Origin of the sequence: Corallococcus sp. AB030 (genome assembly GCF_003668965.1) — a bacterium.
Lineage (GTDB): Bacteria > Myxococcota > Myxococcia > Myxococcales > Myxococcaceae > Corallococcus > Corallococcus exiguus.
This window is the reverse complement of the sequence record NZ_RAWQ01000240.1, coordinates 1-15,109: the sequence shown is the minus strand read 5'-3', so window position 1 is coordinate 15,109 and position 15,109 is coordinate 1. Positions and strand designations below refer to the sequence as shown.

General features: G+C 69.3%; 16 protein-coding genes. 10 read left to right on the top strand and 6 right to left on the bottom strand.

The window, feature by feature from the left end; genetic code table 11:
• The 5 genes from D7Y15_RS37645 to D7Y15_RS37625 all read left to right on the top strand — a co-directional run.
• Nucleotides 1-591, top strand: a 591-nt coding sequence (locus D7Y15_RS37645) for a D-alanyl-D-alanine carboxypeptidase (protein WP_180946126.1), incomplete at its 5' end; no start/stop codon positions are given.
• A 37-nt stretch (nt 592-628) separates the two neighbouring features.
• Complete coding sequence (locus D7Y15_RS37640) at nt 629-2,809, top strand: prolyl oligopeptidase family protein (protein ID WP_121755578.1); 2,181 nt, start codon at nt 629-631, stop codon at nt 2,807-2,809.
• Between the two features lie 90 nt (nt 2,810-2,899).
• Nucleotides 2,900-3,322, top strand: a complete 423-nt coding sequence (locus tag D7Y15_RS37635) for a hypothetical protein (protein WP_120580198.1) — start codon at nt 2,900-2,902, stop codon at nt 3,320-3,322.
• A gap of 56 nt (nt 3,323-3,378) precedes the next feature.
• On the top strand, nt 3,379-4,473 hold the full coding sequence (locus D7Y15_RS37630) for an alanine racemase (protein ID WP_199746031.1): 1,095 nt from the start codon (nt 3,379-3,381) through the stop codon (nt 4,471-4,473).
• A gap of 152 nt (nt 4,474-4,625) precedes the next feature.
• The gene (locus D7Y15_RS37625) at nt 4,626-5,795 is read left to right on the top strand and encodes a right-handed parallel beta-helix repeat-containing protein (protein WP_120580199.1); all 1,170 of its coding nucleotides are present in this window, start codon (nt 4,626-4,628) and stop codon (nt 5,793-5,795) included.
• Between the two features lie 13 nt (nt 5,796-5,808).
• Here D7Y15_RS37625 and D7Y15_RS37620 read toward each other — a convergent pair whose 3' ends face one another.
• Entirely contained in the window at nt 5,809-6,804 is a 996-nt protein-coding gene (locus tag D7Y15_RS37620) for a hypothetical protein (protein ID WP_121755577.1), read from the bottom strand.
• Nucleotides 6,805-7,017: 213 nt separating this feature from the next.
• Between D7Y15_RS37620 and D7Y15_RS37615 the strand changes: the two genes are divergently transcribed.
• Entirely contained in the window at nt 7,018-7,914 is an 897-nt protein-coding gene (locus D7Y15_RS37615; RefSeq protein WP_120580201.1) for a cyclic nucleotide-binding domain-containing protein, read from the top strand.
• A 43-nt stretch (nt 7,915-7,957) separates the two neighbouring features.
• On the opposite strand, the gene D7Y15_RS37610 is transcribed toward D7Y15_RS37615, so the two are convergent.
• Together D7Y15_RS37610 and D7Y15_RS37605 are read right to left on the bottom strand one after the other, a co-directional pair.
• A complete protein-coding gene (locus D7Y15_RS37610; RefSeq protein ID WP_233597375.1) occupies nt 7,958-8,332 on the bottom strand; it encodes a hypothetical protein in 375 nt (124 codons plus the stop codon).
• 233 nt (nt 8,333-8,565) lie between these two features.
• Complete coding sequence (locus tag D7Y15_RS37605) at nt 8,566-9,153, bottom strand: YdeI family protein (protein ID WP_120580202.1); 588 nt, start codon at nt 9,151-9,153, stop codon at nt 8,566-8,568.
• Between the two features lie 103 nt (nt 9,154-9,256).
• On the opposite strand from D7Y15_RS37605, the gene D7Y15_RS37600 reads away from it, so the two are divergent.
• Complete coding sequence (locus tag D7Y15_RS37600; protein WP_233605240.1) at nt 9,257-10,003, top strand: hypothetical protein; 747 nt, start codon at nt 9,257-9,259, stop codon at nt 10,001-10,003.
• Here D7Y15_RS37600 and D7Y15_RS37595 read toward each other — a convergent pair whose 3' ends face one another.
• Nucleotides 10,004-11,011, bottom strand: a complete 1,008-nt coding sequence (locus D7Y15_RS37595; RefSeq protein ID WP_121755575.1) for a DUF4105 domain-containing protein — start codon at nt 11,009-11,011, stop codon at nt 10,004-10,006. It lies immediately after the preceding gene.
• Nucleotides 11,012-11,199: 188 nt separating this feature from the next.
• On the opposite strand from D7Y15_RS37595, the gene D7Y15_RS37590 reads away from it, so the two are divergent.
• Entirely contained in the window at nt 11,200-11,427 is a 228-nt protein-coding gene (locus D7Y15_RS37590; RefSeq protein ID WP_014397734.1) for an MbtH family protein, read from the top strand.
• A gap of 61 nt (nt 11,428-11,488) precedes the next feature.
• Here the strand turns inward: D7Y15_RS37590 and D7Y15_RS37585 are convergent, their stop codons facing one another.
• Nucleotides 11,489-12,175, bottom strand: coding sequence for a response regulator transcription factor (locus tag D7Y15_RS37585; RefSeq protein WP_043321786.1), 687 nt, complete (start codon nt 12,173-12,175; stop codon nt 11,489-11,491).
• A 485-nt stretch (nt 12,176-12,660) separates the two neighbouring features.
• On the opposite strand from D7Y15_RS37585, the gene D7Y15_RS37580 reads away from it, so the two are divergent.
• Together D7Y15_RS37580 and D7Y15_RS37575 are read left to right on the top strand one after the other, a co-directional pair.
• The gene (locus tag D7Y15_RS37580; RefSeq protein ID WP_172809817.1) at nt 12,661-13,431 is read left to right on the top strand and encodes an RDD family protein; all 771 of its coding nucleotides are present in this window, start codon (nt 12,661-12,663) and stop codon (nt 13,429-13,431) included.
• Nucleotide 13,432: 1 nt separating this feature from the next.
• Complete coding sequence (locus tag D7Y15_RS37575) at nt 13,433-14,443, top strand: stage II sporulation protein M (RefSeq protein WP_121755574.1); 1,011 nt, start codon at nt 13,433-13,435, stop codon at nt 14,441-14,443.
• Here the strand turns inward: D7Y15_RS37575 and D7Y15_RS37570 are convergent.
• The gene (locus tag D7Y15_RS37570) at nt 14,359-14,874 is read right to left on the bottom strand and encodes a J domain-containing protein (protein WP_120580206.1); all 516 of its coding nucleotides are present in this window, start codon (nt 14,872-14,874) and stop codon (nt 14,359-14,361) included. The genes D7Y15_RS37575 and D7Y15_RS37570 overlap by 85 nt on opposite strands.
• Between the last annotated feature and the right edge of the window lie 235 nt (nt 14,875-15,109).

The following is a 15,109-nucleotide window of genomic DNA, read 5'->3' as shown; positions in this document are numbered from 1 at the left end:
ACCCCGCCCCTGCCCCCCATGCCGTCGCCGCTGGTGGAGTTGATCAGCCCGCCCCTGTCGGAGCTGGTGCGCGTGACGAACAAGGAGAGCCTCAACCTGTACGCGGAGCGGCTGGGCATGCGCTTCGCTCGCGAGCGCACCGGCCAGGAGGGCTACGTCGCGCTGCGCACGGCCCTGGTGGCGGAGCTGGCGCGCCGGGGCGTGCCCACCAAGGACCTGCGTCCCGTGGATGGCAGCGGCCTGTCCCGCTACAACCTGGCGTCGCCCCGGGGCATGGCGCGCGTGCTGCTCACCAGCCTCCAGGAGCCGTATGGCGCCGCGCTGGTGGACAGTCTGCCGGTGCTGGGCGTGGACGGGACGCTGGCGGGCCGCAAGACGACGCAGTCCACCGCGGGCCGCATCCGCGCGAAGACGGGCACGCTCACGGGCCAGAAGTGCTTCGTGGGCGTGGCGGAGCGGCCGAACGACACGGAGCACCCGCGCGTCGTCTTCGCGCTGATGCTCGGCAACATGGACGAGGGCACCAAGCCCAACGCCAACGAGACCTTCGACACCTTCTCCACCGCCCTGGTGGAGCTGCCCCTGCGATGAGCGTCCCGCAGGGAAACACCCGCATGCGAGGTGAACCATGAAGTCCAGAATCGCAGTCACGACCGCAGCGCTGCTGTTGCCGCTCGTGTCCGGAGCCGCGGGGAAGGCTCCCGCGAAGCCCGCCGCCGCGGAGAAGCAGCCCGTGGAGACGACCTACCACGGCACCGCCGTTGCGGACCCCTACCAGTGGATGGAGTCCGCCACGGAGCCGAAGGTGCAGCAGTGGACGGACGCGCAGAACGCGTTCACGCGCGCGTACCTGGACAAGCTCCCGGGCCGCGAGCCCTTGCGCCAGCGCATCACGGAGCTTTTGTCCTGGAAGTCGCCTTCCTACGGCGGCCTGGACGAACAGGGCGGCACGCTGCTGGGGCTGAAGTTCCAGCCGCCCAAGCAGCAGCCCACGCTCATCGTGGTGGGCTCGCTGGACGACACGTCGAAGGAGCGCGTGCTGGTGGACCCCACGCAGGTGGACACGTCCGGCAAGACGACCATCGACTGGTTCCAGCTGTCGCACGACGGCAAGAAGGTCGCCGTCTCCATGTCCAAGGGCGGCACGGAGAGCGGTGACGTGTCCGTGTGGGACGTGGCCACGGCGAAGGCGATGGCCAACGAGCTGGTTCCGCGCGTCAACGGCGGCACGGCGGGCGGCAGCCTCGCGTGGAACGCGCAGGGCACGGGCTTCTTCTACACGCGCTACCCGCGCGGAGAGGAGCGTCCGCCCGTGGACCGCGAGGTGTACCAGCAGGTGTACTTCCACACGCTGGGCACGCCCACGGAGAAGGACACGTACGCGCTGGGCAAGGACTTCCCGCGCATCGCGATGACGGACCTGGAGTCCAGCGACGACGGTCAGTACACCTTCGCGCGCGTGGCCAACGGCGACGGCGGCGAGTTCGACCTGTACCTGCACGGCCCCAAGGGCACGTGGACGCAGGTGGCGAAGTATGCGGACAAGGTGGTGTCGGCGCGCTTCGGCAGCGACGGCGCGGCGTACCTGCTCAGCCGCAAGGACGCGTCGAAGGGCAAGGTGCTGCGCCTGCCCCTGGCCACGCCCACGCTGGACAAGGCGACCGTGGTCGTCCCCGAGGGCCATGCGACGGTGCAGGCCGTGGTGCCCACGAAGGGCCGCCTGTACCTGCTGGAGCAGCTGGGCGGTCCGTCGCAGCTGCGCATGGTGGACCTGACGGGCAAGGCGCTGGGGCTGGTGCCCACGCTGCCGGTGTCGTTCGTGGGCGGCCTGGTGCGCCAGGGCGCGGACGACCTGCTCATCGTCAACGGCAGCTTCACCCAGCCGGCCGCGTGGTTCCGCTTCACGGCGGCGGACGGCAAGGTGACGAAGACGGCGATGGCGCGCACGGCGCCCATCGACATGAGCGACGTGGAGGTGGTGCGCACGGAGGCCACGTCCAAGGACGGCACGAAGGTGCCGCTCTCCATCCTGAAGAAGAAGGGCACGAAGCTGAACGGGAACAACCCCACGTGGCTCACCGGCTACGGCGGCTTCAACGTGTCCATCAACCCGGGCTACAGCCCGCTGACGGGCATGTGGCTGGAGCAGGGCGGCGTGTTCGCGGTGGCGAACCTGCGCGGCGGCTCGGAGTTCGGTGAGGAGTGGCACAAGGCCGGCTCGCTCACGAACAAGCAGAACGTGTTCGACGACTTCTACGCGTGCGCGAAGCTGCTGGTGGACCAGAAGTACACGCAGCCGAAGAAGCTGGCCATCCAGGGCGGCAGCAACGGCGGCCTGCTGATGGGCGCGGCGCTGACGCAGCACCCGGAGCAGTACGGCGCGGTGGTGGCGCGCGTGGGCATCTACGACATGCTGCGCACGGAGCTGACGCCCAACGGCCAGTTCAACGTGACCGAGTACGGCTCGGTGAAGGACCCGGAGCAGTTCAAGGCGCTGTATGGCTATTCGCCGGTGCACCGCGTGAAGGACGGGACGAAGTACCCGTCGGTGCTCTTCACCTCTGGCGCCAATGACCCGCGCGTGGATCCGTTCCACTCGCGCAAGATGGTGGCCCGGATGCAGGCGGCCACGGCGTCCCCCAAGCCCATCCTGCTGCGCGCCGACGCGGAGACGGGCCACGGCATGGGCACGCCGCTGTCCTCGCGCATCGAGGAGGAGGTGGACGTCTACTCCTTCGTCTTCAACGAGCTGGGCATGACGTACAAGCCCAACGCGACGAAGAAGGTCGCCGCGCCCGCGCCGCAGTAGCCGGGCTTCTACCTGCGCCCGTCCTCCGAGTCCTTGCGGCTCGGAAGACGGGCGTTTCTTCTTTTGGGTTTCGTGGCAGCCTCCCGCCCCATGAGCCCGCTCATCCCCTACTTCATCCTCTCGCCCGTGGTCGCGGGCGGCCTCGCGTGGTGGACGCTGACCCGGCTTGGAAAGAAGCGGAACGCGCGCGCGAAGGGCTCGCTGGACGCGGTGGTGACGCGGCTGAAGGGGCAGAAGGTGCTGGGCGCGGTGGACCTCGTCGTCCAGGACGTGTCCTGGTCCGGGGAGACGGAGCTGTCCCCGCAGAACTGCCGCATCCGCGTGGTGATGGGCGGCCAGGACGCCAGCACCATTCCGCCGCGCTTCGAGGTGGAGAGCGCGCCCGGAGCCCCCCGCCCCCCCGCGGAGGTGCTCGCGGCGCTGCGCGTGCTGGATGCGCAGGCGACGGAGGCGCTGAAGGGCGGCGGCTGGAGCTGGCAGCGGCCCACGGTGAGCTTCGACCCGGTGGCGTAGCCTCGCGAACGCAAGTCCAGGGATTCGGGTGACGGGTCGAGGAGCGCGGTGCCAGCATGCGCCGCATGTCCTCGACCTTCCTCGACTCGCTCGACACGCCCGCGCCGCTCGTGGACCTGGACCGCGTGGAGCGGAACCTCCAGCGCGTCGCGGCCTATGCGCGCGAGCACGGCCTGCGCTGGCGACCCCATACGAAGACGCACAAGACGGCGGAGCTGGGCGCGATGCAGGTCGCGGCGGGAGCCTCTGGCGTCACGGTGGCCACCCTCCTGGAAGCCGAGGTCATGGCGGCCGTGTCCGACGACGTGCTGCTCGCGTATCCGCCGGTGGGCGCGCGGAAGCTGGCGCGGCTGATGGCCCTGCCCTCGCGCGTGCGACTCACCGTGGCGCTCGACTCCCTGGAGGTGCTGGAGGGGCTGGCGCGCGCGGCGCGGGATGCGGGGCGCACCGTGGGCGTGCTCGTGGAGGTGGACCTGGGCATGCGCCGCGTGGGGCTGCGCTCGCCAGACGAGGCCTTGGCCCTGGCGCGCGCGGCGTCGTCCACGTCTGGGGTGGCCTTTCGCGGGCTGACCTTCTACGCGGGCCACATCCGCGTCCCTCAGGCGGAGCTGCCCGCGGTGATGCAGTCCCAGTCGGATGCGGTCGCGACGTTCGTGGACGCACTGAAGAGCGCGGGTCTGCCGCCGGAGGTGGTCAGCGGCGGCTCCACGCCGACGCTCTGGCAATCCCATACCGTGAAGGGCCTCACGGAGATCCGTCCCGGCCTCAACGTACTCAACGACCGCAACGCAGCCGTCATCGGTGCGTGTGATTGGACGGAGTGCGCCTACTCCGTCCTGGCCACCGTGGTGAGCACGGCCGTGCCGGGACAGGTGGTCATCGACGCGGGGGCCAAGGCGCTGGTGAAGGAGGAAGGGCTGGCGCCGGGCTATGGCGTCCTGCTGGACCGGCCGGAGGTCGTGGTGAAGAACCTGTCGGAGGAGCACGGCCTGCTGGACGTGTCCGGCACGACGTGGCGCCCGCGCATTGGCGAGCGGGTGCGCGTGGTGCCCAACCATGTCTGTGTTTCCGTCCCGCAGCATGCGCGGCTGCACGTCGTGCGGGGTGACACGCACGTGGCCACGTGGGAGGTCGCGGCGCGCGGCTGGTGACAGACAGTCCTGGCGCCTGACGGTCCCGACCCGCAGTGCATCCAGACTGTCACCTTCCGGCGGGTGCGCTGCTCCTCACAGGCGGGAAGCCGATAACGGCACCATGTCTAGCCTTTTCCGATCGCCGGAAGGACCTCCGGCCGGGAGGCGGCATGCACAAGGCTGGGGGCTTCTTCGTCACAATGGCCATCGCGGGACTGTTCCTGGGAACGCCCCCGGTGCTCGCGGCGGACAGGGAGTCGCTCGACGCCCGGTTCCAGCAAGCGAAGCCTGTCGGATGCGAGGTCCACTGTGGCGACGTCATCACCCAGCACACGAAGCTCACGCATGACCTCTCCTGCCCGGGCACGGACGAGCCCGCGCTCCGCATCGAAGGTGACGGCGTCGTCCTCGATCTGGGTGGCCACACCGTGCGCCGCTCGAGTCCGGTCCAGCAAGACACCCTGGGCATCGTGGTCACCAGCAACAGCATGGTGCGCAACGGCACGATTCGCGGATTCGCAAGAGGCATCCAGACCGACGAAGGCACCTACCTGCGGCTGCACGAGCTCACGTTCGCCGACAACGGCACCGCCATCTACAACTACTTCTCTACCAGCTACTTCCTCATCACGAATTCGCGCTTCATCGGCAATGACGTCGGGTTGGCAAGCGAGATCGACGCGTCCATCGGTACGTTCGACGTGAGGTCGAGCCACTTCGAGAACAACTACCTCGGAATCTACCTGGATACCCATGATGCCGACGTCCGCGATTCGACCTTCACGGGGAACGAGATCGGCATCTACTGCTTCGCCGGCAATGTCCGCGTCCGGTCGAGCAGCTTCGCGCGGAACGAGGCCGTGGCCAGCACGACCGTGCCTATCGGGGGCCGCGATATCTGCAATGTGTTCCGTTTCGAGGACACGCTCATCGCGGACAACGCGTCGTTCGCCCCCACGGCGACGCCCATCTGGAATGTGGTCCAGCTCGACATGATCAACAATTGGATCGTGGGCAATGACAATGGGCTTACAGCCGGCTCATTCCAGGTCTACGTCCAGGGCAACACCTTCTGGGACAATGCGGGCGGGCTGACTTTGGAAGACACTCCCATTGTCGGCAGCCCACAGACCGGCATCGTCCGTGCCAACCGGTTCCTACGGAACGGCGGTGACGGCCTCCGCGTCCTGCCGGCCAGTACGCCCACGGTGATTGGCAACGTGGCCCTGGGCAACACGGGCTGGGGCATCCACGCGCCTACCGCCTTCGACGGGGGCGGCAACGTCGCGCGGGACAACGGCGCGGGTGACTGCGAGGGCATCGTCTGCGCCCCGTACTGACCCCGCCACACGCTTAGGAGATGCGCCTCAGTTCCTGCGTCAGCAGCTCCTCCAGGTGCCGGATGTTCCGGTAGACAAGGCACCGGTAGCTGGACACGTCGAAGCGCAATTCCTTCACGTCGCGCACCAGCAGCAGGGTGGGCTTGCCGCGCCCCCAGGCATAGCCCACCTCCAGATAGACATTGGGATTCGCCAATGACAGGTCCGCGATGACGACCTTCGCGGTGTCGATGCGGTCCCGGATGCGCTGGATGATGGGCCCGTCGAAGACGGCCTGGTCCACCCGCTCGCACAGGAGCCCCGCCGCCTTCACGGGGTTCAGGATGCCGTAGTGGTAGGTGTCCTCCAGCTCCTGTGCGAAGGGCATCGCCACGAAGGCATGGGGCTTCTCGTGGGAGTTCGCGCCCGCGGACGCCATGGGCGGTGCCTGGACGAAGCGGGACGTCCGCCGCACGCGGAAGCCCGTGGCCCCCATCAGCGGCTCCACGCCCGGCGTGAGCCCCAGCCCCAGCGCCATCGCCTTGCGCAGCCGCTCCACGCGCTTGGGGTTCAGCTCCACCACCGTGATGCGCTCCAGGTCGCGGGGACCACTGCCGCGCTGGAACGCGTCCACGAAGCCGCCCACCAGGGCCAGCACGGCCTCGTCCTCGTCCAGGCCGTAGTTGGGGCCGTGCACCGTGCACGCGAGGTGACGCACCTCTTGCCGGGGCTCCAGCAGCTGGAGCGCGCGCACGGAGAACTGGCGGATCTCGTGGTAGCCGAACTGCCGCAGCCGCACCGTGCCCAGGAAGAGCACCCACGGGGCGCCCAGGCTCCGGCGCGACTCGATGAAGCGGTGGTCCCCGGGGAGCAGGTTGAAGGCATCCATGGCCACGCCCGCCCCCTCCAGCCGGCGCGCCACCGCGCCGTCCGCCCCGTGGAAGCCCTGCGCGTACTTCAGCAGCACGGCATCCGCGGCCGTCTCGCCCACATCCCCCAGGTCCACCACGACGTCCAGCGTGTCTCCCATGGGCCCGGGACTGTAGGGCGTCCCGGTCCGCCCACGCCATCCCTGGCGCCCGTCCCGCCGCGTCAGGTGGGATGAACCCAGACGTGGCGAACGCCCGTCAATCCCTGCTCAATGACGCCTCCTGCCCGCCTGGCTCTCTTTCAGGCCGCCTCCGCGCTGCCTGTGAAGCGCTTCACAGTTTCCGCCCGGGCGGGCCGGTAGCATTTGCGAACCATGTCCCTGTTCGCGCGCCTGCAGGCCCTGCTGTCCGCCCACCCGTCCGCCCCGGCCCCGGAAGCCGGACAGACGCCCGCAGCCGCCGCGGCACCTTCGGCGGCGACCAGCGCCGCGGCGGAGACGGAAGGCGCTCCCGCGCCGCCGCCCGTCTGCACACGCTACCTGCCAGCGGGCCAGGTGGTGGTGCGCGAGGGCGACCCGGGACACTCGATGTTCGTGGTGCTGGAGGGCCGCGTCGCGGTGCTTCGCGGCGGCGACCACGGCGGCAACACGGAGGTCGGCCGCATGGGGGCCGGTGAGTTCTTCGGGGAGCTGGCGCTGCTCACCGGCACGCAGCGGACCGCCACCATCGTGACGGTGGAGGACGCCGTGCTGCTGGAGCTCACCCAGGCTGGCGTCCGGGAGCTGGGCAAGGATTACGGCGTGAAGGGGGAACAGATGCAGGTCGCGGCCCGGGAGCGCCTGCTCGCGGACGCGCTGCGCAGCAACCCGCTCATCGCCGCCCTGCCACCTGAAGTGCAGCATGAGTTGGGAGATGCCTTCGTCCCCTGCACCGTCCCCGCGGGAGAGACGCTGCTCACCCGGGGCCAGCCGGGTGACGCGCTCTACGTCCTCCTCCGGGGCCAGTGCGAGGTCTTCCACACGCACAGCGACGGCCGCCAGTCCGCCTATCCCAAGCTGGAGGAAGGCGCCCTGTTCGGGGAGATCTCCCTGCTGCGCAGCCGGCTGGCCACCGCCACCGTGCGCACCGTGACGCCCTGCACGCTGCTCAAGCTGGAGCGCGACGTGTTCAAGAAGGCCTTCCTGGGCCAGCCCGACCTGCGCGGCGCCCTGGTGCGCCTGGGCCTGGAGCGGCTCAAGCACACCATCGAAGTCATGGGCGAAACGAAGTAGTCCGCCGTCCCGCGCAATCCCAGACATGATGAAGCGCTGGGTTCTACCGCAATGCCTTTCGGGCACCGGTGGACCACAGCGCCCAGGCCATCAGCACGGGCTGGAAGAACAGCCGGACCAGGCGCTTCCGGTCCGTATCCAGGCCGAACGCGGAGAGGCGCTTGTCGTACTGATGCAGGTTGCCGGGGAAGACCGCCGCGAAGAAGGCCGCCAGTCCCAGCCCCAGGGGAATCCGGTGGCGCTTGTCGAAGAGCAGGGACAGCCCGAGGCCGATTTCGACCACGCCGGAGAGCAGGACGACGAGGTCCTTGTCCATGGGAACCCAGTCCGGCACCTGCGCCTGGAAGGGCCCTCGCGCGAAGGAGAGATGGCCTGTGCCGGCGCCGACCATGAACGAGCCCAGCACCCCACGCCCCACGTTCTGCAAAGGCGTTGTCCTGGCTTCCTGCAACACGGTCACCTCCGCTCCAGTTCAATTCCAATCGTTGGAAGGTGAGGTGGCGAAGTGAAGGATGCAATCCAGGGGTGAGCCCGCCTTCACGCTAGGGGGACGGGCAAGAGGGCACGAGCCCCCGCCGCGCGGCGTCCTCCAGGTCCGCGCGCACCTCATCACGGGCAGAGCGCATCCTGCCGTAGCAGGTCGTCGCTGCGTCAGCCGTGGAGCGTCTCCCCGGCCTCCAGCATCGCGACGAACTTCTCCAGCCGCCGAGTCCGCGTCTCCGGCTTCTTCGCGTCATGGAGCCGGAAGAGGATGGCGTAGCGGTTGGCGCTCTTGAGCGTGGCGAAGACCGCCTTCGCCTTCGGGTTCTTCTCCAGCGCGAGCGTCAGGTCCTCCGGCACCTCCATGGTCCTCTGCCCCGCGTACGCCGCCTCCCAGCGGCCATCCGCGCGCGCGGACTCCACCTCGCGCAGGCCCGCGGGCTTCATGCGCCCGGAGGCGACCAGGGCCTCCACCTTGCCGCAGTTGATCTTCGACCACTTGCTGCGCGGCTTGCGCGGCGTGAAGCGCTGGAGCCAGTACTCCGCGTCGAACGCGCCCTTCTGCCCGTCAATCCAGCCGTAGCAGAGCGCCACCTCCAGCGCCTGCGCATACGTCACGGACGGGATGCCGGACTCGAACTTGGCGAGCTTCACCCAGACGCCCGGCGCGTCGACGTGGTTCTTCTCCAGCCACTTCTCCCACGCCTTCTCGGACGCGAAGGGCACGACGGGGAGCTCCTGCTTCGCCTTCGCCTTCATGCGGTGCAACGCCTTTCCCTGTCCCGCGCCTCGCGCCGGGTTCCTGACAATCCCACTCTATCGGCGGAAGGCAGCCCGGACGGAAGCGGTTATGAAACACGCCATGGCTGAAACCACCCACGCTCCTCCGCCGAACGCCGTGCCGCCCTCGCTCGCCCGCGTGGCCTTCCACGCCGTGGCAGCCGGGCTCACCCCGCTCATCCCCGTGCCCTTCCTGGACGACTACGCCCTGCGTCAGGTGCGCGAGCAGTCCGTGCGAGACCAACTCAAGGAGCGGGGCCTGAAGGCGCCAGACAAGGCCGTGGCGGTGCTCGCCGGCTCATACGACGCGCGCAGTCTGGGCGGACGGCTGGTGTCCCATCTCAAGGCCGTGGCGCTCTTCCCCGTGCGCAAGGTGTTCCGCAAGGTCTTCTTCGTCCTCTGGGTGAAGGACTGCGTCGACCTGACGAGCGCATGCCTCCACCACGGATACCTGCTGCACCACGCGCTGGAGCGAGGCGACCTGGACGCGGCCTCACTCCAGACAGATGCGCCCAGCGAGGTGCAGGCCGCCATCATCGCAGCCTGCTCGGAGATGGACGCCCGGCCCGTCAACCAGGCGCTGCGCCGCATCTTCCGCAGCAGCCGGGTGCTGCTGGCCGAGGCCACGCGCGTCTTCCTGGATCCGAAGCGCGGCCCCCGCGTGCCCGACCCGAAGACCGAGAACGCGGAGGTGAGGTCGCTCACCGACCAGCTCCTCCAGGAACTGTGGGAGGAGCGTGGCTACTTCACCGCGCTGGAGGCTCACTACGACAAGCACCTGAAGCGCGACCGCATGCCCGAGGAGCCCCGGGCCGCGACGGGGACCTGATCACGGCGCGGGCGCGGCGGCGGTCTCCAGCGGCGCGCGGATGCGGGCGGAGAAGTCGTCCCGCCCCTGCGCGGCCAGCGCTCGCGCGTTGATGTGGTAGCGCTGGCGGACCTGCTCCAGCGGCGCGTCCGTGTCGATGATGCCCAGCTCGTACGCGAGCGCATCCGAGAATGCCGGCATCAGCGTGCGGTGGTCATACGGCACGTTCTTCGTGGCCACCTTCTCGAAGTGGCGCACCAGGTTGGTGGTGCAGTTGCTGGTGAGCGTGTCGTAGAACTCCGGCTGCGTGTGCAGCCCGTTCATCCGCTGCACCATGTCCATGAAGAACGCGGTGATGCGCTCCTTCGACGCGTTCACCGGATACACATAAACGTCGTCATGGCGGAAGTTGGAGCGCAGCTGCACCAGGTCCCGCTCGTCACCCACGACGTAGGTGATTTCAAAACGGCGGAACAGGCCGCCCAGCGCGGAGAAGGTCTCGCCCTGCTCGCGCCGCACCTCCACGGAGAACACCACGTGGCGGCCATCCTGGAAGCCGAAGCTCACCATCGTGTGCGCGGCGCCGTAGAAGCCGGAGAACGGCTCCACGATGAACGACGCGTCCGTGAGCGCGGCCGTGTCGTAGGTGGCCGTGTACCAGGCGGGGTCCCAGTCCGTGGTGCTGCGGTAGCGGAAGTCGCGCACGTCGTGCAGCGTCACCTGCGTCCCGGCCACCTCCGCCCACGGCGCCCGCACCAGGTCCGGCGCCCAATCCCGCGAGTTGGAGGGCTGGAACGTCCGCACCCACCCGTACACGGACAGACAACCCAACAGCATCACCGCCACGCTCCAGCGCCGCGAACGCCGCCGCCAGGCCGCCACCGCCAGGGCCACCAGGGCCACCGCGACGAGGCCCCGGGCCACGTGCGGTCCCTCCGTCCCCGTCCCCGTCAGGGCCAGGGCCAGCGAGGCCCAGACGCCCCCCACGAGGAGCACGAGCCCCGACACGGCGTTCTTCCAGATGCGCATGCGGCCGAGTATCCGCGCCCCACGTCGCTCGTGTCACGGACGCGTGTTGTGGGTGCAGCCCCGACGGGCGGCCGGGCGCGGATCCGCCCTCCCAGGAAGGACCGGGATTTGTCGCAACCGCCTACCTTGACCGCTTTTCCCCGGGTGTGCGACGAAAGGGGGTCCCCAGCTTCCAGGAGTCACACCCCATGAGCGACGAACGCGAAGACACGACCGTTTACAAGGTCGTCGTCAACCACGAAGAGCAGTACTCCATCTGGCCCGCGGACCGTGAGAACGCGCTGGGCTGGAAGGACGCAGGCAAGCAGGGCCTGAAGGCCGAGTGCCTGGAGTACATCAAGGAGGTCTGGACGGACATGCGTCCCCTGAGCCTCCGCAAGAAGATGGAAGAGGACGCGGCCCGCAACAAGAACTGAAGGCCGCGTGCGCTTTCCACCGCGCCCTCCCCGCTTCAACGGGGAGGGTGAGCCGGCCCCGTTAGAGGTCCGGCGGAGGCCTGACGCCCAGGTGGCAGGCGCGCAGGGCAAGCTGGGTGCGGTTCTCCGCGCCCAGCTTGCGGTAGAGCTGCGTGACGTGTGACTTCACGGTGCGCTCGGCGATTTGAAGGTGCGCGGCGATCTTCAGGTTGTCCGCCCCGCCCGCCACGTACTGCAGCACCTCGCGCTCGCGCTGCGTGAGCAGCAACAAGACGCTCGCCGTGGGTGAGGTCACCGGCGGATGCTCGAAGTCGTTGCGCAGCAGTTGCACCGGGAAGAGGCGCTCGCCCCGCACCAGCGACTGCACCGCGGAGGACACCGCGTTCACGCCCAGCCCCGCGCGGAAGAGATACCCGGAGGCCCCTTCGTCGAAGCACTGGGAGATGACCTCCGGCGTGCTCACTGCGGACAAGAGCAGCATGCGCACTTCCAGCCGGCGCTTGCGGGCCTCTCGCAGGAGGTTGAGCCCCTCCGTCACGGAGCATCCGATGGCGGCTTCGCCGTCGCTCTCCACGTCGAGGATGGCCACCTGAGGTGGATCCGTGCCGAGCCCGTCCAGGAAGCCGCGCACGTCGCGCGTCACCGAAGTGGAATGACCCTCACCCCGAAGCCCATCGGACAGGCCCTGCCAGGCCGCCCACGGTCCTTCGAGAATCGAAATACGAACTGCCGATTGATTCGCTGCCATGCGATGGCCCCCCAGCCGTCGTGGCGAATTGCTTTCAATGCTACCTGTCGACTTCAACCTGCCCCGGAGTCGGTGGAACCGCGGCGGAACTTCCGCCTGTGCTGAGCGTGCGAGAACCGCGCTTCAACTCCATCCGGGGGTCCTGTCACTGCTGCCCTGCGGACTGCGCCTGCGACTGCCGAACTGGCCCGTTCGGGCCAAACCTCCTTTTTCGTTTCAAGCAAATCCAGCCAACCGAGACCCTAACATCATCCAAGGCCTCATGCGAACGGACCCGCGCAGGACTGTCAATTGCGCACGGAACGCATGGAAATCCAGGGCCTCGTCCGTCAGGTCGTGATCGCTGTCGCCTCAGGGACACACGTTCCGCGTCCACATTCGGATGTTTTACTCGGTGTTTCGTCCAATGCCCGGGCAGGGACGCCCGCATGCGCGCGGATGGCGCGTCCTGGATGCCAAGGGCGTATGCTGTGCGTCCCACGCGCATGACTCCCTCCGCCCCCGCACCCCATGTCGACGTCGCCACGCCCGAGCGGGTGGCCCTGTCCCTGCCCGTGGCCGGCATCGGCTACCGCTGTCTCGCGTGGCTGGTGGACGCGAGCCTGCTGTTCTTCTTCTGGGTGGCGCTCTACTTCGTCATCACCCTGCTGGTGTCCGACGTGCTGGGGGCGTTCCAGGCGCTGTCGGGGCTCACGCAAACACTGCTCGCGGTGGGCCTCTTCGCCACGCAATGGATGTACTGGACGCTGGCGGAGGTCTTCTTCCATGGACAGACACCCGGCAAGCGCGTGATGCACATCCGGGTGGTGCGCGAGGATGGCTCACCGGTGGGCTTCTTCGAGAGCGCGGTGAGAAACCTGTGTCGCGTGGTGGACTTCCTGCCGGTGCTCTACGCCACCGGTTGCATCACCATGCTGCTGGACTCACGCCACCGCCGGTTGGGAGACATGCTCGCCGGCACCGTGCTGGTGCGTGAGGAGGCCATCGACCTGGACAAGTACACGCAGGCGCCCGCGGTGGACGCTCCGGCCGCTGACGCGGGCGTGCAGCGCCCCCTGAACGCGGAGGACGTGGAGCTGGTGCTGGCGTTCCTTGCGCGCGCGCCCGCCCTGGAGCCGGACGTGCGGCGGCGGCTGGGCACCAGGCTGGTGGACCGCGTGGGCGCATCCCTGACGGACGAGGAGCGCACGCGGGTGCTCCAGTCGCCGGAGGCCACGGAGGCCTTCCTGCGCACGCGCGCGAAGGCGGTCCACTGACATGGCCGCGCCCCTGCCCACGTTCGTCACGCGGCGCCGGCCGGACTGGGACGCGCTCCAGTCCCTGCTGACGCGCCAGCGCGCGGGCCGCTTGAGCCTGGCGGAGCTGCGCACGCTGGACACGCTGTACCGGCGCGCGGCCGCGGACCTGGCGCAGGCGCAGACGTTCTATCCGGGCACGGACGCGCACCGGTTCCTCAACCAGCTGTGCGCGCAGGCATATGGCGCCATCTACCAGCCGCCGCGCGAGCGCTGGGCCTCCACGCGCGACTTCTTCCGGCGGGACTTCCCCGCCACCCTGCGCCGCGAGGCGCGCTTCGTGGGCGTGAGCGCGGGCCTGCTGGTGCTGGGACTGCTGCTGGGCGCGCTGGTGGTGACGCTGGAGCCGCGCGGCGCGGAGCTGCTGGTGCCGGAGGGCGTGCGGCGCTACGTGGCGCAGGGGCGCATGTGGACGGATGATTTGTTGTCCGTGGCGCCGCCCAATGCCGTGGCCTCCGGCATCGCGACCAACAACCTCACCGTCACGCTGTTCGCGTTCGCGTCCGGCATCCTGCTGGGCGTGGGGCCCATCTTCACGCTCGTGAACAACGGCGTGCTCATTGGCGCGGTGGGAGCGCTGTGCTTCCGCGAGGGCATGATGACGGGCTTCCTGGACTTCATCGCCGCGCACGGGCCCGTGGAGCTGTCCATCATCGTCATCGCGGGCGGCGCGGGGCTGATGGTGGGCCAGGCGCTCATCGACCCCGGCGAGCTGCCGCGCGCGCAGGCGCTCCAGGCGCGCGGGCGTGAAGCCGTGAAGCTGGTGGTGGGCTGCGCGCCCTTCCTCGCCGGTATCGGCTTCGTGGAGGGCTTCATCTCCCCGGGCCACCTGTTCCCCACCTGGGCCAAGGTGGGGCTGGGCCTGTCGCTGGGAGTGCTCTTCTGGCTCTACCTGTTGCGCGCGGGCAGGACGGACGCGGGCGTGGCGCGCGTGGACGTGCCGGACGCCATGGCCTCCAGCCGCTTGCGCTGACGGTGCTTGAGGATGCGCTCGTAGGCGTCATTGACCTCGCGCATCTGCTCCGCGGAGCCGCCCCGGTCCGGGTGCCGCTCCAGGGCCAGCGCGTGGAAGCGCGCGCGAATCACGTCCGGCGTATCCAACGGCGACACGCCCAGCGTCTGGTACGGGCACTGCTCCTGGACGGCGGAGAGCCACTTGTCCAGCCGGTCCTTCACCTCCACGAAGCGCGCGTCCGCGTCCGCGGTGTCCTTCACCGGGTGCGTGCGCATCTTCGCGTCCGCGCGGAAGACCTCGCTGTAGGTGCTGGACACCCAGCGGTGGCACGAACCACACCGGTAGTACTTCACCCGGGTTCCGGGCTGGAGTGTCATCATCACGCCGCAGTGGGTGCACTCCACCGTGACGTTCTCCAGTGTCTGCCAGCTCGCGACCGCCGCACTCATGGTGACTTCGTCCTCCGTTCGCAACACGCCTGTAGCACCGGCAAACTCCCACAGCCGGCGATCCCGTCAAGAAAATGTCGCGAACGACCCGGGGGGTCCCCCCGGCGCGCTGCCGGGCTTCCCGGGATTCGGGTAGAACGAGGCCCATGCGACCGCTCCTCGCCGCCGCCCTGCTCCTGACCGCCGCCGCGCACGCCCAGGCCCCGTCGGCCCCCCCGGCCGCGGCGCCCAAGGC